Genomic DNA, 26,990 nt, shown 5'->3' on the forward strand with positions numbered 1-26,990 from the left:
CGCCGTGACGGCGATGCCCGGAGCGGGAAAAGGTGCGGCGTCTGTTTGAGCGAAGCGCAGCGTAGCGAGTTTAGCCGCGCCCCGCTCCGGGCGTCGACGGCACGGGGACCCCGCGTAGCGGGGCGCAATCTCCGGGGGCGCCTTTTCTTGCCTACTTCTTTTGGCGCGCAAAAGAAGTAGGCCGGCTGCCGGGCCGGGACCCGGCTAGGTCGAGAGGGAGCTGAAGGTATTGCATCACCGGAGTGATGTCGTTGAGGGGGCAGGCTCTTGCCTTAGTCGTCGTCGCGTTGATCGAAGCTCGGATTGAAAGGCCCGCCCGGTCGAAATCTGAGGCCCAGTGACCCAAAACGGCCATCCCACTTGGCGAGCTAGCCGGGTCCCGGCCCGGCAGCCGGGTCACTTCTTTTGCTTCGCAAAAGAAGTAACCAAGAAAAGGCGACCCGGAGATCGCGCCCCGCTGCGCGGGGTCCCCGTGTCGCCGGACCCTGAAGCGGGGCGCGGCTAAACTCGCTACGCTGCGCTTCGCTCAGACAGACGCCGCACCTTATCCGCTTCAGGGCCCGGCGCCACGGCGCGATCAACGGGATTAAAAGCAACGGCAACGGCAACGGCAACGGCAACGGCAACGGCAACGGCAACGGCAACGGCAGGATCAATATCAGTACGTAAGCCGCCTCCCTATACCTGCAGACTTTGCCTGCTGCCGAACGCATTAAACCTGAACGTCCCGTACCTTGGCCGTAGCGTTGCGCCCCTGCAGCGTAGTGCCATTACAGGCTATGCAGGGGTTACCGCGCGGACCTTGAAAGAGCTGGCTAGCCAGCTCAGCCTACGGCCGCCCCGTCACCCGCTGCACCATCGCATACAGCACCGACATCTGCGCGCCGCTCTTGAGCGCGTAATTCGGATCAACTCCATTGGAATAGCCCCACCAATCGAAGCAGGCATTCGGGTTGGTCGGTCCCGGCGCGGACGAGGCAATCGTGTCGGGATATACCACCACAAGCCGGTTCGTGTCGGCCCATTCATTGATGCCGGCCTCTGTTACCCAGCGATTGCCGATCAGCGCCGCCTGTTGCAGACAGCCATGCATGGCGAGCACCAATCCGCAGGTCTTGCCCTGCGCGCAGGCCTTGGGCACAAAGACGCTGCCGGTCTGGCTCATCGACACATTCTGTGAGGCGCCGAACTCGGTCTGGTCGAAGGCGGACAGCGTGCCCGACAGTTTTCCGTTGTTGCGCGGGCTGAGCGGGCCGAGGAACATCGTCAGCCAGGTCTTCACCGAGTCGTACGCGGCGCCGTTCGTCGAGCAGTTCACCATGTACGGGCTGCCCTGCGTGCCGCATGCCAGCTCGCCATCCGGCGATTCCCAGCCATGCGCGGCCGGATAGCCATTGTCGAAACGCACCCTGGCGCCGTAATGCAGGTATTCCGCATTGAGGTCGGCCATCTCGAGCGGATTGACCACGGTGTCCTTGGTCCCAGACCAGAGATAGACGGGTTGCCCGCTCAAATTCGATGCCGGATCGATGGTGCCGAGAGCAGATTGGGTATCCAGGTAGGTTTCCGATGCCGCGAGCGTGCTGTTGTACGAGGCCTGGTTCGTGGGCAGGGTTTCGCCGCCGCAGTTGGCCAGCGCTGTGGCGGCGCCGCCAGTGCCGGCGCACCAGTAGACGCCGCCCGCATAGACGGCGGCGCCCTTGAAGGTGGAGGAATGGGCGACGTGCATTTGCACCGCGGCGAAACCGCCGGAGGAAATGCCTGCAACGAAGACCTTGTTCGGGTCGATCTGATACTGCTGGAGTTTGGCGATCGGCGCCGCTGTCGTGCCGGCATGGGAATTCGTGCCGGCGGCGAGGGCAAGTGCGAAAGCGAGCGGTAATACCGCGCGGAAATGCGATGTCCTGATCATGTTGTCCCCTTATGTCAGCCAACGGAAAACACATTGCGGTTCATGCTGCACCGCGTGCGTAGAGGAAGCAACTTGCCTGCCTCTCCTTGTTGATCCGGAACAGCATTCTCGGGCGACATTGTTCTAATCTGGAAATGCGCATGACCTTGCGCAGCATGAACAGATAACGACAAATCAGGAGACAACATGAGATTGCGAACTTCGTGCCTCGCCGTTGCGAGCGTACCGCTGCTTCTTGCTGCCTGTGGCGGCGGCAGCGACGACAACAATGGCGGCACGACCGCCGCGCCCGTTGCCCGGGTGGAAGCCGAACGCTGCGCCGCGCTCGCCCAGGCAGCCTTGCCCGAATCCTCGACGGTAATATCGGCGACCTACAATGCCCAGCCGGTGACCGTGAGCGGCACCAGCGTCACGGTGCCGTTCTGCCGCATCGTCGCCGCGTCCAAGCCGACCGCGGATTCCAATATCGGTTTTGAAGTCTGGCTGCCGCCGGCAGCGAGCTGGAACGGCAAGTTCCAGGGCGTCGGCTCCGGGTCGTCCGCCGGCTCGATCGGCACGGCCGCCATGCTGGTGGCCTTGCGCGACGGGTATGCGGTCATGGCGACCGACAATGGCCACGTGACCGATGCCAGCCAGCCCAACGGCGCGGCCGAACAGACCTGGGCTCTGGGACATCCGGAAAAGATCATCGACTTTGCCTATCGCGCCCAGCATGTGAGCACCGTCGCCGCGAAGACGCTCACGCAACGCTTCTACGACAAGGCCGCCGACAAGTCCTACTTCGTCGGCTGCTCGCAGGGCGGCCACCATGCATTGATGGAAGCTTCGCGTTTTCCGGATGATTACGATGGCATCGTCGCCGGAGCGCCGGCCTGGCAATGGGCGAATCTGATGGTGGCCGAGCTGTGGAACAGCATGCCGAACCTGCAGAATCCCGGCGCCATCACCGCGGCCAAGATGACGCTGCTGAACAATGCGGTGATCCAGGCCTGTGATGCGCAGGACGGCGTGACCGACGGCGTCGTCGACGATCCGCGCCAGTGCAACTTCAATCCGGCGATACTGCAATGCAGCGGCGCGGATGCGCCGAACTGCCTGACCGCCCAGCAGGTGGATGCCGCGAACCGCATCTACAGCGGCGCGCGCAAGTCGACTGGCCAGCAGATATTCCCCGGCTACATGCGCGGCAGCGAACTCGGATGGACCGGCCTGTACACGGGCGCCACGCCAGGCGGCAGCGGATGGGATTTCTTCCGTTACTCGGTGTTCCAGAACGCGAGCTTCAACAACGCCACGTTCAACTTCGATACCGATCCCGATCGCGCCTTCAACACCCTGGTATCCGGGCAAACCGTCGCTTCGGTCTACAACGCCACACCGAACCTCGCCGCCTTCCGCGCTAGAGGCGGCAAGCTGATCATGTACCACGGCTGGGCGGACCAGCAGATCACGCCGCTGAGCAGTCTCGATTACTACCAGCAGGTCCAGACAGCGCAGGGCGGAGCGGGAACCGACAGCTTCCTCAAGCTCTACATGTTGCCGGGGATAGGCCATTGTTCGGGTGGACCGGGCGTGGCCAATATCGGCGGCAGCACCGGCACGGCAGCGGCAGCGGATCCGCAGCATGACGTGGTTCGCGCTCTCGACCAGTGGGTTGCCCAGGGCACGGCGCCATCCACTCTGATTGGTACGCGCGTGGCAAACGGCGCGGCCAACCGGACCCGTCCGCTGTGTCCGTATCCGCAGGTTGCCAGGTACAAGGGCAGTGGCAGCATCGACGACGCGGCCAGCTTCTCCTGCGCGAACCCCTGAGCGTCTGAGGCCAGCATTCAAGGTCAGGAGAAATCGCTCGGCACGCGGTCAATGGTTGAACCCTGCCGTGCATGGCTCGGGACAACAGTTATCCGATCGTGCAATGAAGTTGTAGGGTGGGCGCAGCCCACGCGGAACGGTGTCTCAACCGCCGACCGCGTGGGCTGCGCCCACCCTACGAGATTGAAACGTTTGCTGCGCTCTTCCGGCTACTGCTCCCGTATGCCTGGCAGCGCTCAATACGGCGAAGCGCTCAACTGGCCCGCCACGGCGTCCACCGTCTTGTAGATCGGCAGGCCCGACCAGTCCGACAGGTTGAACGTGGCGTTGGAATCGGCAAGCTTGCGGATCTCCACCGAGTACATCGCCAGCGGCGTCTTTGCTGCGCAGCTCGACGGCGCAACCGACGGGCGGACAAAATAGACGGCGCTTTCCGTGGTGGTAGAGGGATTGGTGATGCGCCTGGCTGTCACTGGTCCGCCGTTTCCATTTCCCTGCACCAGCAAGGCCGTCTCGACATCGACACCAATGCCGCGCGCCGCATTGCCGGCGCTGCCCGCAGGGAGGATGCCGCCGGCGCAGCCGGTGTTGCCGCTTTGCGCGACGAGCCGCGCGGTAAAGGCAACCAGGCGGCCCATGCGGTCGCGCGTGTCGAGATGGGTATCGGTAATCGTGTAGGCCAGTGCCGCAGGGGTGATGAAGCCGCGGCCGGCAAGCGGGTTCGGATCCAGCGTCATGTATTTGTTGAAGGGATCCGACAGAGCCTGGCTGGTGGTGACTGAGCCATTCAATGCGGCGTAGTCGAACTGTCCCAGCACCGCGAGCCCGGCGCTGGTGCCGCCCAGTGGCACGTTCTGCGCCATCAGCCGGTTCAGCGTCGCTTCGAGCTTGGTGCCCTTCCAGAACCGGATGTAGTCGCTTTGATCTCCGCCGGCGATGAATACCGCATTGGCGCGGCCGACGATGCTGTTGACGAAGTCATCGTTGGCGGCCGATACGCTCGGAATCACCAGGGTCTCGACGGAGCTCACGCCGAGCGCGGCGCCGCCTACCCAGCCGTCGGCCGCCGTGCTTGATGTCGTCGATGCGGCATCGCTGTAATAGATATAGGGATCGTAGGCATCGGTGCCGGTCGCGCGGATGATCACGATACGTCCGCCGCTGCCGGGCTTGATGCCGGCGCGCTCGATCATCCAGCGAAAGGCGCTATCCACATCGGGACCGCCGCCCATCAGCACGAAGGAAGGCGCGGAGGGCGCCGGCACCGAGACCGGCGCATCGGCATTGCCGGTGACGTAATAGCTGTACGGCTTGTTGCCGGCCTGCGCAGCGCCGGCGCTGGCGAGCGCGATGCCGAGCATGACGCAGGCGTTCGCGTGGCGGAGCTGCAGGGCGTAGCGGCGTGGTTTCGGGGGTGATGCTTTCATCGGCTGGGCTCCGGGACAGTGAAAGATTATGCGAAGACGCGGTCGATTCTCGCACGACCAGAATGTCGGCCCCAGTGCAATGCGGACCAAAAGGTGAAAAGCAGCCGACTGGCGGAGCTGCGGCGATGTGTGCCGCCTGGTGGCAGCAGCAGCGACGGTGCTGCGCGGCTTTCGTTTCCGAATAGAAAATCTCGATGATGGTTCTTCGGGGACATGATTCGAATCGATGCAATCCCTGCATTGATCAATAAAAACAATGCAATTTACTTATCCATTCTTCTCGCTGATGATCTCGCCCCATTACACAGACAAAAATGGAGACATGCATGACGCATTGTTTTTCAACTCGCAGAAGCGCAGCCTGGCTGCTCGCTGTCTGCTCCTTTCTCTTCGCCACCCAGGCGCTGGCCGCTGAAGTCCACGTCGTCAGCTCGGGCGGTTTTGCCGAAGCCTATCGCCGCCTTGCGCCGGAGTTCGAGCGGATGACCGGCAACACGCTGGTGACCGGATGGGGCCCATCGATGGGCGACACGGCCAACGCCATACCGAACCGGCTGCGTCGCGGCGAAGCGATCGATGTGGTGATCATGGTCGGCAGCTCGCTCGACAAGCTCGCCGAACAAGGCAAGGTCAAGCCCGACAGCATGGCGCTGCTGGCGCGCTCCAGCATCGGCATGGCGGTCAAGGCTGGCGCGCCCAAGCCCGACATCTCGAACCTGGAAGCCTTGAAGAAGACGCTGCTTGCGGCGAAGTCGATCGCCTATTCCGACAGCGCCAGCGGCGTATATCTCGAGAACGTACTGTTTCCACGCTTGGGCATTGCTGACGCGCTCAAGGGTAAGGCCCACATGATCCCGGCCGAGCCGGTCGGCCAGGTCGTGGCAAGGGGCGATGCTGAAATCGGCTTTCAGCAGATCAGCGAACTGATGCCCGTGCCCGGCATTACCCTGGTCGGCGCGCTTCCCGCCGAAGCCCAGCATGTGACGCTGTTTTCCGCGGGCGTCGTTGCAGGCACCAAAGAACCGGAGGCGGCGCAGTCACTGATCCGATTCCTTTCCTCCCGTGACGCTGCCGGCGTCATCCGTGCAACTGGCCTGGAAGCGCCGGATGCCGTCCGTCATTAATCAGGATCCACCATGAGCACTGTCAACTCTGTACCTGCCTCCAGGATGGCAACGGTTTTCCGCGTCACCAGCGGCAACTTCCTGGAGATGTTCGACTTCTTCCTGTACGGGTTCTATGCAACTTACCTGTCCAAGGCCTTCTTCCCCGCCCACAACGAGTACATCTCGCTGATGATGACCTTCGTCACCTTCGGCGCCGGCTTCCTGATGCGGCCGCTGGGCGCGGTGATCCTGGGCAGCTATATCGACCGCATCGGCAGGCGCAAGGGCCTGATCGTCACGCTCGGCATCATGGCATGCGGCACGGTGCTGATCGCCTTCGTGCCTTCCTACAATACGATCGGCATCCTCGCGCCCATCCTGGTATTGACCGGGCGCCTGCTGCAGGGCTTTTCCGCCGGCGTGGAACTGGGCGGCGTGTCGGTCTATCTGGCCGAGATGGCCACGCCGGGGCGCAAGGGTTTTTACGTGAGCTGGCAATCCGCGAGCCAGCAGGTGGCGATCATGTTCGCCGCGATGCTCGGCTTCCTGCTGAACCAATGGCTGGCGCCAGCGCAGCTCGATGCCTGGGGCTGGAGGATTCCGTTCTTCATCGGCTGCTCGATCATTCCCTTCCTGTTCATCATTCGCCGCTCGCTGCAGGAGACCGAAGAGTTCCTGGCGAAAAAGCATCACCCGAGCTTTGGCGAGATCCTGCGCTCCATCGCCGACAACTGGCGCATCGTTCTGCTCGGCATGATGCTGGTGGTGATGACGACGGTTTCCTTCTACCTGATCACCGTCTACGCGCCCACCTTCGGCAAGAGCGTGTTGAAGCTCAATGCCCGGGACAGCCTGCTGGTGACCTTCTGCGTCGGCCTGTCGAACTTCTTCTGGCTGCCGGTGATGGGCGCGCTGTCGGACCGCATCGGCCGCTGGCCGCTGCTGGTCGCCTTCACGGTGCTGTCCATCTTCACGGCGCATCCGGTGTTGTCCTGGCTGGTCGCCCATCCGAGCTTCGGCAACATGCTGATCGCCGAGCTCTGGCTGTCCTTCCTCTATGCCAGCTACAACAGCGCCACCATCGTGGCATTGACCGAGGTGATGCCGGCGCATGTGCGCACCGTGGGCTTCTCGCTTGCCTACAGCCTCGCGACCGCGATCTTCGGTGGCTTCACGCCGGTGGTCTCGACCTGGCTCATCGAAGTGACCGGCGACAAGGCGGCGCCGGGATACTGGATGAGCATGGCTGCGGCCTGCGGCCTGCTCGCCACCCTGCTGCTATTCCGCAAGCGGCCGGCCAGACAGGGCGCACGCGTGGTCGCCTGAGCGGCGTCCACGCCAACAACAATCATCAAAAAAGGGAGGAGATATGAAAGCCAGCATACTGGCAGGCATCGTCACGGCCATAGGTTGCCAGGCGGCCTGCGCCCAGAGCAGTGTCGAACTGTACGGCATCATCGACAGCGGCATCGTCATCGGCCGGGGCGGGCCGAAAGGTTCAGACCTGAAGCTCGAAGGCGGCGTTTCCAATGGCAGCCGCCTGGGCTTCCGCGGCAAGGAAGACCTGGGTGGCGGCGCGTCCGCGATCTTCGTCATGGAGTCGGGCCTGCTGAACGACACCGGCGCACTGGACCAGGGCGGCCTGCAGTTCGGGCGCCAATCCTACGTCGGAGTGAACGGCGCGTCGGGCAGCCTGACGATGGGCAGGCAATACACGCCGATCTACACGACGCTCCTGATGGCCGATCCCTTCGGCAACAATTTTGGCGGCGCATCCGGCCAGCTGATGTCCGGGGAAAAGGCCGGCGTCCGGATGAACAACACCGTGATGTATGGCAGCCCGGTCGTCGGCGGCTTCAATGCCCAGCTTGCCTATGGCTTCGGCGAGGTCGCTGGCGACGCTTCGAAATCGAGGCAGCTCGGCGCGGCGCTCGGCTATGCGAATGGCCCGTTGTCACTGCGCGTCGGCTACAACCGGCAGAACAATGCCACCTCGACCGACGCCGCGCGCAATACGCTGTTCGCGGCGAAGTACGACTTCGGCAGCGTCATTACGACGCTTGCCTGGGGCAGCAATCGCGGCATCGGCGCCATCGACAGCAGGGATGTATTGGCCGGCATCTCAATTCCATTCGGGGCGAACCTTCTCATGGCCAGCTATATCCACAAGAGCGACCTGTCACCGTCGCATGCGGCCGACGCCCACCAGCTTGCACTGGCCTGCACCCATGCGCTGTCGAAGCGGACCGCCCTCTATGCCGCCGTTTCAGGACTGAGCAACACGCACTTCACCACCACCAAGTTCGCCAGCGGCAGCCGCGAACTCGACCTCGGGGTCCGGCACACCTTTTAAGCGGCGCGCGGCGGCATCCCGGCATCGCGGCATCGTGCCAGCGGCCGCCGCTTGTACCATCCGGGAAAGCATGGCGCTCGTGAGAAAATGCCGCTTTGCTCAACTCCTGGTGGTCAGTGCATGAATCGGATCGATGTCGACATGGGCGACCTTTACGCCTTCGTCGCCGTAGCGGAGAAGCTGCATTTCAAGGCCGCGGCCGAAGAGCTCTTCATATCGCAGCCCGCGCTGAGCCGCCGCATCGAAAAGCTGGAAGGCGCCACCGGCGTGCGTCTTCTCGACAGAAGCAGCAGGCGGGTTGCGCTGACCGAGTCCGGACGCCTGTTTCTGCAACATGCGCATTCCATCATTGGCGAGCTGGAAGCCGCCGTGCATGGCGCTTCCGACAGCATGCGCCAGCGCGCAGCGCTGGTGACGGTCGCATGCGTGCCCTCCGTGGTTCACAACGTGCTGCCCAGACTGCTGAAGACCTTTGCCCAGCAGTTTCCAAAGACCCGGGTGCATATCATCGATGAGCGTGGCGAGGAAGTGCTGCACAGCGTGGTCTCCGCCGTCGCCGACTTCGGCATCAACTTCACCGGCGCGCAGGAAGCCGATATCGATTTCACGCCTATCTACGGCGAGCGCTATGTCCTGGCCGCGCGCAAGGATCATCGCCTCGCCCGGCGCAAGTCGCTGGCATGGAAGGACCTGGTCGACGAAACCTTCATATCGGTGTCGTCGCGAAGCAGCAACCGCATATTGCTCGATCATGCCCTGGCCAAGCTCACAACGCGCCCAACGGTCACCTATGAAGTCAATCACGTGACCGGCGCGCTCAGCATGGTGGTCGCCGGCCTGGGCGTGGCGGCTGTTCCCGCGTTGGCCATGTCGAAGGAGGAATATCCGTCCCTGGTCGGCATCCCGCTCACTCATCCCACGGTCAGCCGCACCCTGGGCATCATCGTTCGCAAGGGCAGCCTGCTAGCGCCGCCGGCACAGGCGCTGCTGGATCTGCTGCGCAGGGAAGCGAAGAACGGTTTTGCCGGCGGACAGGCGCAAGGCTGATGGCAGTGGCGATGGCAGGCATACGCTCCGCGCGCCTGGCGCAGGTCATGCGGCGGCCGACATCCGATATCGAACGAGAGCGCCCGGATGCCGCTTCATAAATCGCTTTACTTCCAGGTGCTGCTTGCCGCGGCCGCTGGCATCGCCGTCGGCCGCTTCTGGCCGGAATACGCTGTCGCCTTGAGACCGCTGGGAGACGCATTCGTCAAGCTCATGAAAATGATGATCGCGCCCATCGTGTTCAGCACCATGGTGCTCGGCATCGCCGGCATGGAAGACATGAAGGGGTTCGGCAAGACCCTGGCCAGGGCCATGGGGCTGTTCTGCCTGCTGACATGCATCGCGCTGGGCACGGGCCTGGCCGCCGTCCTTATTCTGCGGCCCGGCGCCGGGATGCACGTCGACCCGGCGACCCTCGATGCCGGGATCGCGACAAGGTATGTCAACCCCGACGCGCCGCATGGCCTGGTCGCCTTCCTCATGCAGATCATTCCGCATTCCTTCGTCGGCGCCTTCGCCAATGGCGAGGTGCTTCCCGTACTGCTGCTCGCGGGCTTGACCGGCCTGGCGATTCCACGCAGCGGCCTGGGCGGGAAAGCGACGATGGAGGCGCTCGCGTCCTTCTCCCATGTGCTGTTTGCGGCCTTCGGTTACCTGCTCAAGCTGGCGCCGCTCGGCACCTTTGGCGCGATCGCGTTCACGATCGGAAGATATGGAATCGGGTCGATTGCTTCGCTCGGACTGCTGATCTTTACCTTCTATCTCGCCTGCCTGCTGTTCGTGCTGGTCGTGCTCGGCACGCTGGCGCGCCTGCACCGGTTCAGCATGTTCAAGCTGCTGCGCTATTTCGGCGAAGAGATCGTGATCGTGCTCGGCACCTCGTCTTCCGAGTCGGTCCTGCCGCAGATGCTGACCAAACTGGAGCGACTGGGCTGCAGGAAGGGCGTATCGAGGCTGGTGCTGCCGCTGGGATATTCATTCAACCTCGATGGCAGCGCCATCTATCTGACGCTGGCGACGATGTTCATCGCCCAGGCTTGCGATATCCATCTGTCGGCCGGGCGCATGCTGGCCATGCTCGCCGTCATGCTGTTGACCTCCAAGGGCGCGGCCGGCGTCAGCGGCAGCGGCTTTGTCGCGCTGGTGGCGACGCTGAGCACGATGCCCGATATACCGGTCGCCGGCGTCGCCCTGATCGTCGGCATAGACCGCTTCATGTCCGAGGCCCGGGCGCTGACCAGCGTGGTGAGCAATGCGGTGGCGAGCATCGTCGTGTCGATCTGGGAAGGCGCATGCGACCGGGCGATGCTGGCCAGCGAGCTCGATCGCGGTTCCGTCCGCGAAGGCTGAGCCGCGACGCCGGGTTCGCAGCCGCCTTCGCGCATCAACTTACCTGCGCTCGACCTGCGACACGTCGCGCACCGCGCCGGTATCGGCGCTGGTGGTCAGCGCGCCATAGGCACGCAGCGCCGCCGACACCACGCGCTGACGGCGGGTCGGCTTCCAGGCCGCCGAGCCGCGCGCTTCCATCGCCGCGCGGCGTGCTGCCAGGGCTTCATCGGACAGACGCACGTTGATGCTGCGGTTCGGGATATCGATGTCGATGGTGTCGCCGTCTTCCACCAGGCCGATCGCGCCGCCTTCTGCCGCTTCCGGGCTGGTGTGGCCGATGGACAGGCCCGAGGTGCCGCCCGAGAAGCGGCCGTCGGTCAACAGGCCGCAGGCCTTGCCCAGGTCCTTGGACTTCAGGTACGAGGTCGGATACAGCATTTCCTGCATGCCCGGTCCGCCCTTCGGTCCTTCGAAGGTGATGACGACGATGTCGCCGGCCACGATCTGGTCGCCCAGAATCGCTTCCACTGCTTCATCCTGGCTCTCGAACACGCGCGCGCGGCCGGAGAACTTCAGGATCGATTCATCCACGCCGGCGGTCTTCACGATGCAGCCGCGCTCAGCGATGTTGCCGTACAAAACCGCCAGGCCGCCGTCCTGCGAATACGCATGTTCCTTGCTGCGGATGCAGCCGTTCTCGCGGTCGTCGTCCAGCGTCGGGTAACGCATCGCCTGGCTGAACGCGATGGTGGTAGCGATGCCGCCGGGCGCGGCGCGGTACAGCTTCGCCGGCTCGGAATCGGCCGGCTGGCCTTTTACATCCCAGTAGTCGATCGCATCGCCCAGCGTCTTCGCATGCACGGTCGGCACATCGCGGTGGATCAGCCCGGCGCGGTCGAGTTCGGCCAGGATGCCCATCACGCCGCCGGCGCGGTGCACGTCTTCCATGTGGTACTTCTGCGTAGCTGGCGCGACCTTGCACAGGCAGGGCACCTTGCGCGACAGGCGATCGATGTCGGCCATCTTAAAGTCCACGCTGCCTTCGCGCGCCGCGGCCAAGAGGTGCAGCACGGTGTTGGTGGAGCCGCCCATGGCCACGTCCATGCTCATCGCATTCTCGAAGGCTGCGAAGGTGGCGATATTGCGCGGCAGCGCGCGCTCGTCGTCGCCCTCGTAATAGCGCTTGGCCAGCTCGACGATGGTGCGGCCGGCCTTGAGGAACAGTTCCTTGCGGTCGGCGTGGGTGGCGACCAGCGAGCCGTTGCCCGGCAGGCTCAGGCCCAGCGCTTCGGTCAGGCAGTTCATCGAGTTCGCGGTGAACATGCCCGAGCAGGAACCGCAGGTCGGGCAGGCCGAGCGTTCCATGTCCGCGACCTGCTCATCGGTGACCTTGTCATTGGCCGCTTCGATCATCGCGTCGATCAGGTCGACCTTGCGGGTCTGGCCGTTCCAGTTGACCTTGCCGGCTTCCATCGGACCGCCGGAGACGAAGATCACCGGGATGTTCAGGCGCATCGCGGCCATCAGCATGCCCGGGGTGATCTTGTCGCAATTGGAGATGCACACCAGCGCATCGGCCATGTGCGCATTGACCATGTACTCGACCGAGTCGGCAATCAGGTCGCGCGACGGCAGCGAATACAGCATGCCGGCGTGGCCCATGGCGATGCCGTCGTCGACGGCGATGGTGTTGAACTCCTTGGCCACGCCGCCGGCGCGCTCGATTTCACGCGCGACCAGCTGGCCGAGGTTGTGCAGGTGCACGTGGCCGGGGACGAACTGGGTGAAGGAGTTGGCGATGGCGATGATCGGCTTCTGGAAGTCTTCATCCTTCATGCCGGTGGCGCGCCAGAGTGCGCGGGCGCCGGCCATGTTGCGGCCGGAGGTGGAGGTGCGGGAACGGTATGCGGGCATGGGGTGGGTTGGGGTGGTTAAAGGTGGCTGGGGCTTTAATTGGGACGCGGGTTGGGCGCTGGGTGGTGCTGTTGTCGGACCGGGAAGTATACCGAAACATTGCGGAGGGGATATAGAGCAGGTGTGCCGTTAGGGTTAGGACTTTTGCGGCTTAAGGATGGTGACTCGGATTGTGGTAAGGCGGGAAGGGGCGGCGTTATTTGAATTGATGGCCGGGGATTCAAATTTATTTCCGCCAAGTCCCCGAATTTTTAGAATGGCCAAAATTCAGAAAACGATTTTTCCTTCCGGTTGAATCGCAACTCTTGGTGGTGCCAGGTTGTGCTTTTTCGGTTGGCGTATGGGTAGGATGAATTTTGCTCTCTTGAGCTGTTCCTGATTAGGACGGGCACATAGTTGACAGCTTCAGACTGAAAGCGGACGTTTTTGAACATTTCGATAGAGGCCGAAAACGGGTCGATAGCTGTCCTTATAAGAATTTCTCGGACAACCGGAATCAGCTACAACGGGCGGCTACCTCTAGCCTTGCTCTCTCAACTACTCATTAGCCAGTCGCGTCCGCCCGACTCCATTGCAGCGGCAATGAATTCGGGTGAAAGACTATAGACCGTCGCCCAAGTGGCACGGCCATCGGCGGAATTGGATGGGAAGCTTGTTGTTTCGATCGGCCAGTGATATTTGCGTTTCAGGGCTCGAATGATCGCGGCAAGAGTTACACGTCCACGAAGGGGCTCGGCGCCGCTTTGGTCAGCGTTTGAAAGAAGTACGGCTAGTACAACACCGCGTGCCGTACGCCGGCCAGGATACGAAGGAGACTTGATAGCCATCCTGATATTCTAGCCGCCTTGTCGATTTACATAGCAAGCCTGAGTCTCGTTCCGGTCGTTTTGCTATCGACGCAGCCAAAAGTCGCCACTCGATTTTCCAAGATAAGTGCTTGCTCCATGCTAGACAGGGCATGCAAGCTGACAATCTCGCTTAACGAAAACCATACTTCTCATCATTATGCTGATTGTCGCAAATCGATACTGCGGTGTGGCTGCTGATTTACGTCAAGTTTATAGCTTACCCTTCCGCCATCATGATGAGAGAGATTTAAGGGAAATAACGAAGGAGGCGAAATGACAACCTATGCCGTACAAAAGAACGCTGCAGGGGATTTCAATGGAACAGCTAGCTGCCGCACAAAAATCTGCCATATAAGCGAGTAAAGAGTCCACCGATCAAGGAAATCCAGTTTCTTATATTCGCAGTAATTTTTATCCGAATGATCAACGATGTACATGCCTGTTCGAGACGCAAACTCGAGAGGCTGTAGAGAGCGTGAACAAAGCGGCATCAATTCCATTTGATAAGGTGGAAGAGGTTATTGATATACCACCGTTATCTTGAAAAACGCAGTTCGAGAACGGCAGTCCTTCTTTCTCTCAAATGCCTTTCATGACTCGTGAAGCGCTACCGTATCTGTCGATGCCTTTGGGGCATCGCATGCTTGCTGGTGGGTGGCTCTTTTTGCGAACCTGCTACGTTCGCTTTGGGTCGGTCGCGACCCTCGCCGAAGTGTGTCAACGGTAAAAAGCGGCCTGGTATGAAAGCTACGGCGAAGAATGGTTTTTCCAGGCTTGCGATATACATGGGCGAAGCGCCAGATAGACAACAAACAGCTTATCGGGCTGTGTTTCGTATTCTTGTGGTTCTACGTCGGCGGCATCATGCACTTTGTCGCAACCGATTTCGAGGCCAGTATCGTTCCGCCGTGGATCCCATGGCCGCGAGCGGTTGTAATGGTCAGTGGAGTGCTTGAGCTGGCTGGTGCGCTCGGAATCATCATTCCTTCGACACGAAAGGCCGCCGGTGCCGGCCTGTTCATGCTTACGCTAGCAGTGACACCGGCGAACATCTACATGCTGCAGCGGCCGGAGTTGTTCGGGATATCGATGTGGTTGCTATGGATGCGCCTACCGCTGCAGGTAGCGCTGTTGTGGCTCATCCTATGGAGCACTCGCCGTCTGCATAGGCGTCGCTGAGTGATCGTCACAAGCGCTAAACATGCTGGAGCTGCACTGTGTTGCGCGGGAAGGTCTGCTACGGATTCACAGTCAGGGCGCCATGCACGGCTGGCTTCGGCCAAGAGCGGTCATTACTTGTCTTGAAGTAAACGTCCGCTTTCCTCCGCATTGCAGTCTTCAGGTAGCTATTCAGCATGCAACTTGTTCAGAATCGTTGCGTGATCTCCCCAAGGGAAAATCGGATGGAAAGACGGTTTGTGCGGGAAATTTTCTGTGCCATCTTACTTTCCGGACGCCGCCAAGGAGAGTCAAATTAGAGCACGAATGCTAGCTTATTCGCTGGTAGGCCTTCTGCTTATGGCGGTTTTTTAATTATCTGAATTGAGTCTTTATGTCGCAGACAGAGCAATAGATGCCTTTTTGCATAAAAGAAAAGTCCATGATCATTTTGACTTGGGTCAATGGCCGGGGTCGGTTGCATTCCTAATATTTGCGCGTCGTACATGCCATTTTGATGCGCATAGTGAGGGCGCACTATCAAATTTGGTTCGCTTCCCAAGTGCCCGTCCTCCGTGCTGACGCTTACTCATATTGTTTTCCATGCAAGCCGCTAGTGGCCGTGCCGATGTAGCGATCCGGAACGCCATGATAGTTTGGAAGAAGCCATCCATACCTCTTAGGAACCTTCAGTGATGCTGGCACTTCATCAACAGGGATCAGCGCAGAAAATCAGGGTTGGCAGTCCGCTTACTCATCCGGAGAAGGGGCTCTCGGAGGATGAGGCCGCCGCGCGTCTTCAACGTCTCGGCTACAACGAGCTTGCGTCGGCTAAAACGCGCGGCGTGCTTGCCATCGCCCTAGGTGTCGTAAGGGAGCCGATGTTTGTCCTGCTGGTCATATGTGGCGCAATTTATCTCACCCTCGGCAACCGGCAGGAAGCCCTGATGCTTCTGGGATTTGTATTCGTCGTCATGGGGATCACCTTATTCCAGGAAAACAAGGCAGAGCGGGCGCTGCAGGCATTGCGCAACCTCGCCAGTCCCCGTGCCAGGGTCATTCGGGGCGGAGAGTCTCGCACGATCTCAGGGCGGGAGGTCATTCCCGGGGATATTGTCCTGATTGCGGAAGGTGATCGCGTCCCGGCCGACGCGGTGCTCCTGGAGGGCACGAACCTAATGCTCGATGAATCCTTGCTTACCGGCGAATCAGTACCCGTACAAAAACTTCCCCGCGCCGCTGGTGACGACGCGGTTCCGCAGCCTGGTGGGGACAACTCGCCGTTCGTCTTTTCCGGCACGCTCGTGGTGCAGGGAAACGGAATGGCACAGGTGATCGGCACTGGACCGAACACGGCAATCGGCAGGATCGGCAAATCACTGTTCACCATCAAGCCGGAAGTCACTCGGGTTCAACGCGAGACTGCCACCGTCGTCAAGCGATTCGCTTTTGCCGCTGGCGTACTGGCGGTAGTCGCGGCAGGTTGGTATGGTGTCACGCGCGCCGATTGGTTCAACGGATTTCTGGTCGGGCTAACGCTTGCCATGGCGATTCTGCCGGAAGAACTGCCCGTCGTACTCACTATCTTTCTCGGCTTGGGAGGCTGGCGCCTCGCGCAGAGCAATGTGTTGGCCCGCCGCGTTGCTGCCATCGAAATGCTGGGAGCCGCCACCGTGCTGTGTGTGGACAAAACCGGGACCCTGACCCAGAACGAGATGACCTTGACAAAGCTCGCCGTCAACGGCGAGTCGATCGAGTTGACAGAGCTTCCTCACGGACTGTTACCCGAGACTTATCATGAATTGCTCGAATTCAGCATACTGGCGAGCCATCGTGATCCTTTCGATCCCATGGAGAAGGCCATCCACAAGAGTGCGCAAGCCACGCTCGCGCAGACGGAACACCTGCACAGCGACTGGGAGCTTGTGAACGAGTATCCGCTGTCGCCTGAACTGCTCGCCATGTCGCGCGTATGGCAGTCCAGCGAACGTCGGCAATATGTCGTTGCCGCGAAAGGCGCCCCCGAGGCCATTGCTGATCTCTGCCACTTCGATGCCGGAAAGACAGCCGAGCTTGATCAACAAGTGCGACTGCTGGCGCAACAGGGCCTACGTGTGCTGGGTGTGGCGAAGGCATCGTTCCAGCGTAGCACCATGCCTGCCGTGCAGCATGATTTCGCATTCGAATTTTTGGGACTTATCGGGCTTAGAGACCCTGTGCGCCCAACGGTACCGGCAGCCATCAGGGAGGCCCAAGCCGCGGGCATTCGCGTGGTGATGATGACCGGGGATTATCAGGCGACCGCAATGAGCATCGCTGCGCAAGCAGGGCTGGACACGAAAGCGGGAGCGGTTTCGGGGCAGGAACTCGATAGCCTGACCGATACGCAATTGAGCGAGCGTATCGCTGGGGCGAACGTGTTCTATCGGGTCGCGCCGGAGCAGAAGCTGCGCTTGGTGAGCGTGCTCAAGGCCCGGCATGAAGTCGTCGCGATGACGGGCGACGGAGTCAATGACGCCCCCGCGCTCAAGGCCGCCCACATTGGCATTGCAATGGGAGGGCGCGGCACAGACGTCGCACGGGAAGCCGCGGCGCTGGTGCTATTGGACGACGACTTTTCTTCGATTGTCAGGGCAGTGCGGCTGGGCCGCCGCATCTTCGACAACCTCCGTAAAGCCATTACCTTCGTCGTGGCTGTTCACGTTCCCATCATCGGTTTGTCGTTGATCCCTGTTGGCCTCGGCTGGCCCCTGGTGCTGATGCCGGTACATATCCTGTTTCTCCAGCTGATCATCGATCCCGCCTGCTCGATCGTGTTTGAAGCGGAACCTGATGAGGCAGACCTCATGGCTCGACCGCCGCGCTCGCCCACGGCCTCCCTGTTCGACCGTGCCACACTCACGCTCGGTTGCCTGCAAGGCGGATTGCTGCTGGCAATCGTGCTGGGAATGTATGGCCTTGTTCTTCAACATGGCAAAGGCGCCGAGGAAGCGCGTGCGCTTGCATTCACCACGCTGGTCGTCGCCAATCTTGGTCTGATTTTTGTAAACCGGTCTCGTTCCCGCCAGATGCTCGAAGCGCTGGCCATGCGCAATCCCGCGCTGTGGTGGATCAGCGGTCTGACCGTAGTGTTCCTGGGACTGGTCGACGGTGTTGCGCCGCTGCGCGAGCTCTTCTATTTCAGTCGCTTGCACTGGAATGACCTGGCCCTCTGCATTACCGCGGGCCTGTTCTTTGTCGTTACGGTAGAAGTCTGCAAACGTGTGGTGCCTGCGCCGACCGCTTAAGGGCTCCGGACGTGCCTAGCCATTTGCTCCTTGCCGCCTTACTGTTCCTCCTGGCGCTGCTGGGCGGGATTGTGCTGCAGCCCTTCGCGGTTTCCGTCATCTGGGCGGGCATACTGGCTTACGTCACCTGGCCGGTATATCAGTTATTGCGCCGAAAATTTCCCGGGCGCGAGACGATCACCGCAATGATCATGACCGCATTCTCCGTGCTCGTTCTGATCCTCCCATTATTGTGGCTGGGGGTCGCGCTGCAGCAGGAAGTAAGCGATGGCTACCGGGCATTGGTCGCCGGCGGCAGTCGATGGGGTTGGAGGCTGCCCGAACCGGTACGGAACATTCCATGGTTAGGCAACCGCATCCAGGAATGGATCGCGCTCTACACCAGCGACCCGACTGCGCTGAATCGGCAGGTGATGCAGTGGGTGCAGGCATGGGCGGGCGAACTGATCTCGCTTGTCGGCGATATCGGCAGGAATGCGGCCAAAATCGTCTTCATGGTCCTGACTGTGTTCTTTCTTTATCGCGATGGGGATCAACTCATCATGCAAGTCCATGTCGTGCTGAAGCGCTTCTTCGGTGACCGGGTATTGCCCTATCTTCATGTCGCGGGCGTGATGACCCGGGCAGTGGCATACGGGCTTTTCGTCACCGCCTGCAGCCAGGGCCTTGTCGCGGGGATCGGATACTGGATCGTGGGCCTGGACGCCCCCGTGTTGCTGGGAGCGTTGACTGCCGTTGCCGCCAGCATCCCCGTGTTCGGCACTTTCCTGGTGTGGGGAGTCGCGGCAATCTGGCTGCTGGTGTCGGGCCACCTGTGGGCAGGTTTGGGATTGCTGGCATGGGGCACGCTCTTTGTTCACCCACTCGACAACTTCATCCGGCCGCTGATGATCACCAGCGCTACCCGGATTCCCTTTCTGTTGTCCCTTTTCGGTGTGCTTGGCGGCCTGCGTGCGTTCGGACTGGTCGGCATGTTCGTTGGACCGGTTGTACTGGCGGTGCTGGTTGCCATCTGGCGTGAATGGGTCGGCGGCGCAGGCGAACACGCGAAGTTCTGATTTCCCGGCCGGCGCGCCATCCCAGGAGTGTCCTGATGTCTGAAGTCTTCGGTTTTGACGCTTTCTCTCCGAAAGAGATCGCCCGGAAAGTGGAGGACGTCGGCGCGACGAAAGCGCGGCTGCCGCTTCGCTCGATGCTGATGCTCGGTATTCTCGCTGGGGCCTTCATCGGACTGGGGGCGCTCTATTACGTGATCGTTCGGTCCGACGCATCGCTCAGTGCTGCCATCAAGCAGATACTGGGCGGCATGGCCTTCGCGCTTGGCCTCATCCTGGTTGTCGTCGCTGGCGCGGAATTGTTCACCGGGAACAATCTGCTCGTCATGGCATGGGCTGACCGGAAGATCACGACATTCGAACTCCTGCGCAGCTGGGCCATCGTCTGCGTGGGAAATTTCATTGGTGCCGTCGGCTTGGCGATACTGGTATTTCTCGCCCGCCATGCGGAAATCAATGAGGGTCTCATCGGCCAGGAATACCTGCGGATTGCTGCGCAAAAAGTCTCTTTGCCGTTCTGGACCGCATTTTTCAGAGGCGTGCTCTGCAATGCGCTGGTGTGCCTGGCGGTATGGATGGCCATGGCCGGGCGGAGCGTGGTGGACAAGGTTGTCGCCGTCGTGGTGCCTGTTTCGGCGTTTGTCGCCGCCGGCTTCGAGCATAGCGTGGCCAACATGTACTTCATTCCGATGGCCATGCTGTTACAGATGGGAGGCGGGAATGAAAGCCACGGGGCCATTACCTGGCTGACTTTTATGCATAACCTCATTCCGGTCCTGCTTGGCAACGTCGTGGGCGGAAGCGTTCTGGTGGGCTTGGTGTATTACCTGATCTATGGAGTCGCGCGGAACACCGATGATTGACCGGCGCAGGAAGGCGGCGTTATCTTGAGGGCCAATGTCACGCCACGACGGCTCACGGTGCGCGTGACCAAACAAAAGCCAGAATGAAAAAGAGTCCGCTTTCAGTCCATCATCTCGAGCTTCGAGTCATCGAGCTGATGCAGCTGTTCAACTCGCTGGACCCAACTCCTTTCCTCAACAAAGACCTAGATCGGTCGGCCGAAGCCTATATTGAAAATTGGGCGTTGCTTTTCCCGGCTAACAGTCGTCTGCACATCACCATCCACGTCGAACACCTTCCCGGCGACAGCAATGCAACGGCACTCATGACCGAAGCCATTCATAACCACTTCGCCTACAAGGCGGAGCTTGCCCATGGCGAACTGCGGCAGTTGCTGAGGCGCGGACGCGCCAGCCTGTTCATCGGGCTCGCCTTCGTTGCGGCCTGCCTGATCGCCGCCGATGCCATTGCACAGATTGGCACGGGTAGCGTGGCAACGATTGCCCGCGAAAGTCTCACCATCATTGGCTGGGTGGCGATGTGGCGGCCGATAGAGATTTTTCTATACGACTGGTGGCCATTGGTGCGGCGAATCGACGTGTACAAGAACATCCGTTATGCGCGGGTGCGTGTTATGCAGGGAAATAAGACATCGTCTTTACACGCTGGGACCGATACCGCGGGCACGTCGCCACTGAGGACTGGCCAGGTCAGGGATCACTGACCTGTCTTAAGATTTCATTCAGATTTGCCCTGCAAGATGAGATTGCAGGAGGCTTTATGAAGTCACTTTCGAATCACTGTGTTTTGGTTCGAGGCATTGATCTAGTGCTGAGCGTAACGCTGGCGCTGCTCGCGGCCGTTACCGTCCATGCTGCAAGCCCCAATGTCCTTTTATCCGGTTATGCCGCCAAGGCGGGAAGCCCGCCGCAACCAACGCGCGGACAGGAATTCTTTACGCAACGCCATGGCCGTGAATGGAGCTGCGCATCCTGCCACGGCTCGATGCCGACGCAACCCGGAAAGCATGCGGCCACCGGCAAATCCATTGGTCCGATGGCTCCAGCGTTCAACCCCGAGCGGTTCACCGATGCCGCGAAAACCGAAAAATGGTTCCGGCGCAATTGTAATGATGTAGTTGGTCGCGAATGCACTGCTGCAGAAAAGGCTGATGTACTGAGCTGGCTTCTGACCTTGAAGCCATGACTATTGCTGCTTACGTTACTTCATGGAGGCCTTGTGATGACCATTCCATCCCCACTCTGCCTGCGGCTCATTGGTTGCGGTCTGTTTTCCGTCTTTGGCATGGCCTCGATTGCCGCTCATGCTGATGGCAGAGAGAAGTCGGTGGCACTGCTGCCGAAGTATCAGCAGGAATGTTCTTCCTGCCATGTCGCTTATCCGCCGGACATGCTCCCCGCTGCCTCGTGGCAGCGGCTCATGAATGGCCTGCCACAGCATTTTGGCGCCGACGCTTCCCTGGATCCCGAAACCGTGAAACAGGTGTTGACCTGGCTCACGCAGCATGCCGGCACCGGCAGGGATATCGGCAAGCGTCCGCCCGAGGACCGGATCACCCGGTCAAGCTGGTTCGTCAAGGAGCATCACGAAGTTTCGGCGGCGACATGGAAATTGCCGGCAGTGAAGAGCGCGTCCAATTGCGCGGCATGCCACACCCGCGCGGAACAAGGAGATTTCAGTGAACGATTTGTCCGCATCCCCCGCTAATGCCCGCTCCAGCACGGCCGGCACGGTGAGGGTACTGGTTTGGGATATGCCGATCCGTGTGTTCCATTGGCTCACGGTTCTCAGCTTCGCAGGTGCCTACCTGACTGCCGAAAGCGAACGCTGGCGTCTGCTGCACGTCACCCTGGGTTATACGATGGGCGGCCTCGTGGTGTTTCGCCTCGTCTGGGGCTTTGTCGGCACGCGCTATGCGCGCTTTTCCGACTTCGTACAACGGCCGGCTCGCATCTGGTCTTATCTGCGTGGGCTGATTCGCCGGCGTCCCGAACACTATGTCGGGCACAATCCAGCCGGCGCACTGGCGATTGTGGCAATGCTGACACTTGCGCTCGCTGTGACGGCGTCAGGCTGGGCGCTGTACAACGACATTGGCGGGGACGCGCTGGAAGAGATCCATGAAGCCGCCGCCAACATCATGCTGGCCATTGTTGGGCTTCATGTAATGGCGGTGCTGCTTTCCAGCTGGCTGCATCACGAGAACCTGATCGGCGCGATGTTTACCGGGTACAAACGGGGCATGCCGGAAGAGGCCATCCGGCATGCTTGGCGCAGCGTAGCTGCATTGATGCTGGTCGCGGTGCTGGGGTTCTGGTGGCTGCAATGGCACAATGCGCCGCCCGCCGAAAATCGACAGACCATTTCGATGAAGACAAGCATGGAACGATGACGCCTTGTCCCCTTTGGCTGGGTGTCTGCCGACGTGCATTGCCTCGCACAGGGAATGAAATGGATGCGATGAAGAAGTCCACTGCCGTGCGGATTGCGCTGGTCAGTGCGTTATTGGCAGCTGTGGCAAGTCCGGGCGCCTGGCTGGTTGCGCATCGAAAGGCTGAGCAGGGCACGGTACTGCTTGCGATAGAGGAATCCCGCCGGCTCTTGCGTCATTCCGACGCGCTGGATTTGAAAGGTCCGGATGCCGTGGCTCATGCTCGCCGGGGTGTTGATATGCTGGCCGGTGGCTTGTTCGACATTGCGGAGCTCTATGACGCAACCGGACAGAAACTGGCGACAGCAATGACCCCCGAAGGCCGTGAAGTGGAGAAGCGGATTCCTGAGCATCCACGTCTGCACAAGGACGAAGCATCTTTCGAGAGCCTGACACTCAGTGACAAGCGCTGGCTGCTAAGGGTGTTTGTGCCATTGCACGCGGTTGGTGCGGGCGGCTCAGCGGAGGTTGCCGGCTATTTCGAGGGAGTGCGGATCATTCCTGTTTGGCAGCGCACACAAATACTTCAGAATGCGCTTGCCGCTGCATCGATGGTTGCTCTTGCTTCCCTACTGTGCGGTGCTGCCATTTATCCCGTGGTCATGCACTTGTCGGCTGAAAACGAGCACAAGGCCAAGGAAATCCTCGATGCACATATCTCTCTGATCAAGGCATTAGGTCGGGCTATCGCAAAGCGCGATTTCGAAACAGGTGCGCATAATTATCGGGTGGCATGGGTGGCGGCTCGCATAGGCGAGCGTCTCGGCCTCTCAGCAAAGCAGATGCAGTCGCTGATCGTGGGGAGTTTTCTGCACGACATCGGAAAAATTGGCATTCCCGATGCCATCCTGCGCAAACCAGGCAGCTTGGACACGGGTGAGGCGGGAATCATGCACGCACACGTTGCACACGGCGAAGATGTGATTTCCGATATTGCATGGTTGAGGGAGGCGAAGTCCGTTGTTTCCGCCCACCATGAGAAATGGGATGGATCCGGTTATCCACATGGGCTGTCTGGCAACGCAATTCCTCCCGCAGCGCGTATCTTCTCTGTAGCGGACGTCTTCGATGCATTGATCTCCGAGCGTCCTTACAAGAAAGGCGTTGACTTCAAGACCACGATGTCAATGATGGAAAAGGAAACGGGGGGCCATTTCGATCCCGCTGTGATGGCTGCCTTCAGGCCGATTGCTGAAGACATATTTACCGTGTTGACCTCTTGCAGCGAAGAGAAAGCTTGGCAGTTGATGGAGGAGCGTCTGAGGTTTTATTTTGGACTCTAGTCGAGAGAGTAATTCTCAATGTGGCTCCGTGCATTCTTGAATGGACGGCATGGAGACTAGCCAGGGTGAAACGAGCCTCATAAACGATGTCGCGACACTGAATCCGGCCGCGGCTGCACTTCTGGGAAAGGCTCGGCAATCCAGCAGATTTGAGATTGAATGCGCGGTGTACAGCAAAGCGGGTTCAACCCAGTGGAAAGGAGTCAAACCGTGTACAAGCGTATTTTGGTAGCCATTGATGGAAGCGCAACCTCTGAGCGGGCATTGAAGGAGGCACTAAAGCTCGCAAAGAACTCAGGAGGCCAGCTCCGCATCGTGCATGTCGTCGACTTGGCCGGCATGATTTACCCGGAGTATATCGGCCCATCTTCGGATATCTGGGCCTCACTGTTAAAGCAGGGGCATGAGCTGCTTGACGGTGCACGGCGCGCCGCCGCGAACGCTGGAGTCCCGGCTGAGATCAGCCAGCTCGAAAACAGTACGCCTGGCAATCGAGTCGCGCAACTCATCGTACAGGAAGCAGACGCTTGGCCAGCCGACCTTCTTGTGGCAGGTACGCATGGTCGGCGAGGGACAAGCAGGGTGTTTTTAGGCAGTGTAGCCGAACAGATTGCGCGTATTTCGAACAAACCTTTGCTCCTCATAAGGAGCGAATGAGCCAGCGAAGCCCCCGGGTAGCTGTCAACATCGACAAAAACAGATTGCGCCATGTCGCCAATATGGCGGACGGGCATCAGCCGATATGGCAAGGTACAAAACGTGTCTATAGCTGAGGCCAGGAGCAAAAGGACGACCGATTCGAAACACTATCTGCCAATTGTGCCGACTTGCTCGATCGATGCCATTGTGGCCGCTGCCACGTTTCTAGCTCTGGGCACTCAGCAGCAGTTGCGAAAGTGATGGTTCTACTCCCGCTGCCGCACAGAGGCCGGAGTCGAAGGCTCCCGGCACGCCGGGGCCGAAGCTATTCTGTCCAGCAAGCAGCAGATCTGGAACGGGTGTGCGTACTCGGAGGGCCTGGCCTACCAGCTGGTCTGTGCTCCGTTCGATACTGTAGATCGCTCCTGCCGGAGCACGGACGTAGCGATGTTGGGTCACTGGTGTAGCCAGCTCATGAAACCGGATCATCGGCGCCAGTTCGGGGAAATGCCGTTCGAATTGCGCGAGCATGCGCGTTTCGATCATGTTCTTGAAGGTGCGTAGTCCGAAGGTCGCGTACCGTCGACTTTCTCCATCCATCGCGAAAACAAAGCGCCATCGACTAAGGCTAGCACTTCCGCCGTGGGATCGCCGGTATAGGCCGGATCCTTAAGCGACTGGAGGGAAACGAACAAGGCGGGAGCTTCTTCAATCAACGGTGCATTCCAGATGCCGCTGATATCGTTGGTCTCATGTTTGGGACGTACGTCTGCTTTCTGCTGCGTTCCGGACATTTTGTTCAGCGCATGCAACTTCTCCTTGGGGCCGGACTTGGCCTCTCTGCTTCGGCAATAGCCTGCCAGGAGCAGACCTCCAGTGGTCCTCACCGAATGACTGTCATTGAGACGATTTACGATGGAAGAACGACCTTATCTGCGCTTGAGGCAGAATTTCGCTTAATGATTGCGCGCCTTGATGCAGAACCGTACTACAAAAACATTTCATACGACACCCCAGCACGATGGGACGCCCCATGTTGAGATGAAATTTGGAAAGTTCGAGTACGTAGTCACGGAGCGGGGTTCAGAACTCGAAAGAATATCCGGTCTCGATAGTGATCAGGTGCACATCCCATTGCTTTGGGGCCCGTAAGCAGTTGTTGCGCGTTAGATTCGTATGGGACGTCGCCATGGACATCACGCTCTGGTTTGCTTCACCACAGATCTCGGTGTTTGAGTATCGTTGCAGCGCGAGCTCTACCGATAAACCTTTCACCGAATACCATGAGCAGCACTCGTTGTCGCTAGTGCGACGTGGATCGTTTGGCTTACGCTCTCGCGGCACGAGGCAGGAACTGGTTCCGGGCGCCACGATGATCGGTTGCACCGGCGACGAGCATTGCTGCGTCCATAACCATCATGATTGCGGTGATCAATGCATATCGCTCAAGTTGTCACCCGCCTTCGTGTCAGAGACCGCATTACGGGCAAGCGTCTGGCGTTTGGGCGCAGTGCCACCACTGTGCGCGCTGATGCTACTCGGTGAACAGATTCACGCCGCAGCCACAGGACGAATTGGCCTGGCGGTCGATGAACTTGCTCATGTTTTCGCGAACCGCTTCGCCAGACTCATCAGCTGCTACACGCCATCTGCGCCTGGAGTCGGTGCTCAGGACGAGCGACGGGCAGTCAAAGCTGCCATGTGGATAGCCGCCAATGCTGGGCAAAATATCACGCTTGACAGCGCAGCGGCCCAAGCCAATCTGAGCCCGTACCATTTCCTTCGCATGTTCCAGCGCGTGCTCGGCGTGAGTCCCCACCAGTATCTGCTGCGCTGCCGATTGCAGGAAGCTGCGCGTTTGCTCAATGACGGCTGCAGTGTGACAGATGCCGCATACGGCGCTGGGTTCGCCGATCTATCAAATTTCAGCCGTACGTTTCATCGCGCAGCGGGCGTCACGCCGGGCGTGTTTCGGCGCTGTTCATAAGCGTTTGTTGCCGGGAATGGTACGGCTCATGGTGGGAATTTAACGGGCGCGAGGCTCATGTTATAGCCGAGGAGGAAGCGAAGACGATCTTCGTAGAATACTTTCACGCATTAAATAGACTAAGCAATAAGCAAGGCAATGTATGCAATGGGTCGGTTGTGCGCTCACAAACTTGGGCAGCACGCGGCCATAAACTGACCTTGGATGATAGGGTGAAAACGGCGCGGGTTCTTCTTATGCATGATTGACAGCGTGCATCTCTGGTGCGCCTGATTTAATTGAGCGCACAGAGCCTTCTCGAACCACTGCTGTCATGTATGATGACGCGCACATGGAGTGGTTGGAGTGAGACAAAACATAATTACTAAACCGTTTCTCGATGTCCCCCGGAGCTGGCGGTAGGCAGGATGAGGTGTACTGTCAATAATGGACACTGCCGTTTCAAGCGGCCAGCGTGGTTTTGCTGATGTTTCCAGCGAACTGCGCTGGCGAAACGTAGCCAAGGCGTGAGTGACGCCGCTGGCGGTTATAAAAG

Annotated in this window: 22 protein-coding genes and 1 pseudogene; 18 read left to right on the forward strand and 5 right to left on the reverse strand. The window is 60.1% G+C overall.

Annotated elements, in window-relative coordinates; translation table 11 throughout:
• Positions 1–829: 829 nt before the first annotated feature.
• The gene (locus JJB74_RS28545) at positions 830–1,912 is read right to left on the reverse strand and encodes an extracellular catalytic domain type 2 short-chain-length polyhydroxyalkanoate depolymerase (RefSeq protein WP_200597936.1); all 1,083 of its coding nucleotides are present in this window, start codon (positions 1,910–1,912) and stop codon (positions 830–832) included.
• A gap of 186 nt (positions 1,913–2,098) precedes the next feature.
• On the opposite strand from JJB74_RS28545, the gene JJB74_RS28550 reads away from it, so the two are divergent.
• Entirely contained in the window at positions 2,099–3,724 is a 1,626-nt protein-coding gene (locus tag JJB74_RS28550) for a tannase/feruloyl esterase family alpha/beta hydrolase (protein WP_200597938.1), read from the forward strand.
• 236 nt (positions 3,725–3,960) lie between these two features.
• Here the strand turns inward: JJB74_RS28550 and JJB74_RS28555 are convergent, their stop codons facing one another.
• Entirely contained in the window at positions 3,961–5,151 is a 1,191-nt protein-coding gene (locus JJB74_RS28555; RefSeq protein ID WP_200597940.1) for a cyanophycinase, read from the reverse strand.
• 326 nt (positions 5,152–5,477) lie between these two features.
• On the opposite strand from JJB74_RS28555, the gene JJB74_RS28560 reads away from it, so the two are divergent.
• From JJB74_RS28560 to dctA, 5 genes are all read left to right on the forward strand, one after another.
• Positions 5,478–6,275 carry a substrate-binding domain-containing protein gene (locus JJB74_RS28560; protein WP_200597942.1) on the forward strand — a complete coding sequence of 266 codons (798 nt, stop codon included), beginning with the start codon at positions 5,478–5,480 and terminating at the stop codon, positions 6,273–6,275.
• A 12-nt stretch (positions 6,276–6,287) separates the two neighbouring features.
• Entirely contained in the window at positions 6,288–7,583 is a 1,296-nt protein-coding gene (tcuC, locus tag JJB74_RS28565; RefSeq protein ID WP_200597944.1) for an MFS transporter, read from the forward strand.
• A 43-nt stretch (positions 7,584–7,626) separates the two neighbouring features.
• The gene (locus tag JJB74_RS28570; protein WP_200597946.1) at positions 7,627–8,610 is read left to right on the forward strand and encodes a porin; all 984 of its coding nucleotides are present in this window, start codon (positions 7,627–7,629) and stop codon (positions 8,608–8,610) included.
• Between the two features lie 120 nt (positions 8,611–8,730).
• A complete protein-coding gene (locus JJB74_RS28575; RefSeq protein WP_200597948.1) occupies positions 8,731–9,657 on the forward strand; it encodes a LysR family transcriptional regulator in 927 nt (308 codons plus the stop codon).
• 87 nt (positions 9,658–9,744) lie between these two features.
• Positions 9,745–11,007, forward strand: a complete 1,263-nt coding sequence (gene dctA / locus JJB74_RS28580) for a C4-dicarboxylate transporter DctA (RefSeq protein ID WP_200597950.1) — start codon at positions 9,745–9,747, stop codon at positions 11,005–11,007.
• Positions 11,008–11,046: 39 nt separating this feature from the next.
• Here dctA and ilvD read toward each other — a convergent pair whose 3' ends face one another.
• Complete coding sequence (gene ilvD / locus JJB74_RS28585) at positions 11,047–12,903, reverse strand: dihydroxy-acid dehydratase (protein ID WP_200597952.1); 1,857 nt, start codon at positions 12,901–12,903, stop codon at positions 11,047–11,049.
• A gap of 1,236 nt (positions 12,904–14,139) precedes the next feature.
• On the opposite strand from ilvD, the pseudogene JJB74_RS34255 reads away from it, so the two are divergent.
• From JJB74_RS34255 to JJB74_RS28640, 11 genes and pseudogenes are all read left to right on the forward strand, one after another.
• Positions 14,140–14,295, forward strand: a pseudogene (locus tag JJB74_RS34255) (nickel-binding protein); the annotation flags it as partial.
• 215 nt (positions 14,296–14,510) lie between these two features.
• Positions 14,511–14,930, forward strand: coding sequence for a DoxX family protein (locus JJB74_RS28595; protein WP_200597955.1), 420 nt, complete (start codon positions 14,511–14,513; stop codon positions 14,928–14,930).
• Positions 14,931–15,604: 674 nt separating this feature from the next.
• Positions 15,605–18,196 carry a cation-translocating P-type ATPase gene (locus tag JJB74_RS28600; RefSeq protein ID WP_200597957.1) on the forward strand — a complete coding sequence of 864 codons (2,592 nt, stop codon included), beginning with the start codon at positions 15,605–15,607 and terminating at the stop codon, positions 18,194–18,196.
• An 11-nt stretch (positions 18,197–18,207) separates the two neighbouring features.
• Complete coding sequence (locus tag JJB74_RS28605; protein WP_200597959.1) at positions 18,208–19,254, forward strand: AI-2E family transporter; 1,047 nt, start codon at positions 18,208–18,210, stop codon at positions 19,252–19,254.
• Between the two features lie 35 nt (positions 19,255–19,289).
• On the forward strand, positions 19,290–20,114 hold the full coding sequence (locus tag JJB74_RS28610; protein WP_200597961.1) for a formate/nitrite transporter family protein: 825 nt from the start codon (positions 19,290–19,292) through the stop codon (positions 20,112–20,114).
• Between the two features lie 83 nt (positions 20,115–20,197).
• The gene (locus JJB74_RS28615; protein WP_200597963.1) at positions 20,198–20,818 is read left to right on the forward strand and encodes a hypothetical protein; all 621 of its coding nucleotides are present in this window, start codon (positions 20,198–20,200) and stop codon (positions 20,816–20,818) included.
• 56 nt (positions 20,819–20,874) lie between these two features.
• Positions 20,875–21,300: a DUF1924 domain-containing protein gene (locus JJB74_RS28620; protein ID WP_200597965.1), complete on the forward strand. Its 426-nt coding sequence runs from the start codon at positions 20,875–20,877 to the stop codon at positions 21,298–21,300.
• Positions 21,301–21,336: 36 nt separating this feature from the next.
• Positions 21,337–21,822, forward strand: coding sequence for a diheme cytochrome c (locus JJB74_RS28625; protein ID WP_200597967.1), 486 nt, complete (start codon positions 21,337–21,339; stop codon positions 21,820–21,822).
• Positions 21,794–22,507, forward strand: coding sequence for a cytochrome b/b6 domain-containing protein (locus tag JJB74_RS28630; protein WP_200597968.1), 714 nt, complete (start codon positions 21,794–21,796; stop codon positions 22,505–22,507). Before JJB74_RS28625 ends, JJB74_RS28630 begins: the two co-directional genes overlap by 29 nt.
• A 59-nt stretch (positions 22,508–22,566) precedes the next feature.
• Entirely contained in the window at positions 22,567–23,829 is a 1,263-nt protein-coding gene (locus JJB74_RS28635) for an HD-GYP domain-containing protein (protein WP_200597969.1), read from the forward strand.
• 210 nt (positions 23,830–24,039) lie between these two features.
• Positions 24,040–24,486 (forward strand): universal stress protein, encoded by a 447-nt coding sequence (locus tag JJB74_RS28640; protein ID WP_200597970.1) that lies wholly within the window; start codon positions 24,040–24,042, stop codon positions 24,484–24,486.
• 207 nt (positions 24,487–24,693) lie between these two features.
• On the opposite strand, the gene JJB74_RS28645 is transcribed toward JJB74_RS28640, so the two are convergent.
• Together JJB74_RS28645 and JJB74_RS28650 are read right to left on the reverse strand one after the other, a co-directional pair.
• Positions 24,694–24,999: a hypothetical protein gene (locus JJB74_RS28645; protein ID WP_200597971.1), complete on the reverse strand. Its 306-nt coding sequence runs from the start codon at positions 24,997–24,999 to the stop codon at positions 24,694–24,696.
• An 11-nt stretch (positions 25,000–25,010) separates the two neighbouring features.
• Positions 25,011–25,280, reverse strand: coding sequence for a hypothetical protein (locus tag JJB74_RS28650; protein WP_200597972.1), 270 nt, complete (start codon positions 25,278–25,280; stop codon positions 25,011–25,013).
• A gap of 377 nt (positions 25,281–25,657) precedes the next feature.
• Between JJB74_RS28650 and JJB74_RS28655 the strand changes: the two genes are divergently transcribed.
• Complete coding sequence (locus tag JJB74_RS28655; RefSeq protein ID WP_200597973.1) at positions 25,658–26,455, forward strand: helix-turn-helix transcriptional regulator; 798 nt, start codon at positions 25,658–25,660, stop codon at positions 26,453–26,455.
• Positions 26,456–26,990 lie beyond the last annotated feature (535 nt).

This window comes from Noviherbaspirillum pedocola, assembly GCF_016632335.1.
GTDB lineage: Bacteria > Pseudomonadota > Gammaproteobacteria > Burkholderiales > Burkholderiaceae_D > Noviherbaspirillum_A > Noviherbaspirillum_A pedocola.

Bases quoted from the DNA above. Each gene is read 5' to 3' on its own strand.
- JJB74_RS28545 (WP_200597936.1), bottom strand. From the start codon at position 1,912: ATGATCAGGACATCGCATTTCCGCGCGGTATTACCGCTCGCTTTCGCA.
- JJB74_RS28550 (WP_200597938.1), top strand. From the start codon at position 2,099: ATGAGATTGCGAACTTCGTGCCTCGCCGTTGCGAGCGTACCGCTGCTT.
- JJB74_RS28555 (WP_200597940.1), bottom strand. From the start codon at position 5,151: ATGAAAGCATCACCCCCGAAACCACGCCGCTACGCCCTGCAGCTCCGC.
- JJB74_RS28560 (WP_200597942.1), top strand. From the start codon at position 5,478: ATGACGCATTGTTTTTCAACTCGCAGAAGCGCAGCCTGGCTGCTCGCT.
- tcuC (WP_200597944.1), top strand. From the start codon at position 6,288: ATGAGCACTGTCAACTCTGTACCTGCCTCCAGGATGGCAACGGTTTTC.
- JJB74_RS28570 (WP_200597946.1), top strand. From the start codon at position 7,627: ATGAAAGCCAGCATACTGGCAGGCATCGTCACGGCCATAGGTTGCCAG.
- JJB74_RS28575 (WP_200597948.1), top strand. From the start codon at position 8,731: ATGAATCGGATCGATGTCGACATGGGCGACCTTTACGCCTTCGTCGCC.
- dctA (WP_200597950.1), top strand. From the start codon at position 9,745: ATGCCGCTTCATAAATCGCTTTACTTCCAGGTGCTGCTTGCCGCGGCC.
- ilvD (WP_200597952.1), bottom strand. From the start codon at position 12,903: ATGCCCGCATACCGTTCCCGCACCTCCACCTCCGGCCGCAACATGGCC.
- JJB74_RS28595 (WP_200597955.1), top strand. From the start codon at position 14,511: ATGGTTTTTCCAGGCTTGCGATATACATGGGCGAAGCGCCAGATAGAC.
- JJB74_RS28600 (WP_200597957.1), top strand. From the start codon at position 15,605: ATGCTGGCACTTCATCAACAGGGATCAGCGCAGAAAATCAGGGTTGGC.
- JJB74_RS28610 (WP_200597961.1), top strand. From the start codon at position 19,290: ATGTCTGAAGTCTTCGGTTTTGACGCTTTCTCTCCGAAAGAGATCGCC.
- JJB74_RS28615 (WP_200597963.1), top strand. From the start codon at position 20,198: ATGAAAAAGAGTCCGCTTTCAGTCCATCATCTCGAGCTTCGAGTCATC.
- JJB74_RS28620 (WP_200597965.1), top strand. From the start codon at position 20,875: ATGAAGTCACTTTCGAATCACTGTGTTTTGGTTCGAGGCATTGATCTA.
- JJB74_RS28625 (WP_200597967.1), top strand. From the start codon at position 21,337: ATGACCATTCCATCCCCACTCTGCCTGCGGCTCATTGGTTGCGGTCTG.
- JJB74_RS28635 (WP_200597969.1), top strand. From the start codon at position 22,567: ATGGATGCGATGAAGAAGTCCACTGCCGTGCGGATTGCGCTGGTCAGT.
- JJB74_RS28645 (WP_200597971.1), bottom strand. From the start codon at position 24,999: ATGCTCGCGCAATTCGAACGGCATTTCCCCGAACTGGCGCCGATGATC.
- JJB74_RS28655 (WP_200597973.1), top strand. From the start codon at position 25,658: ATGGACATCACGCTCTGGTTTGCTTCACCACAGATCTCGGTGTTTGAG.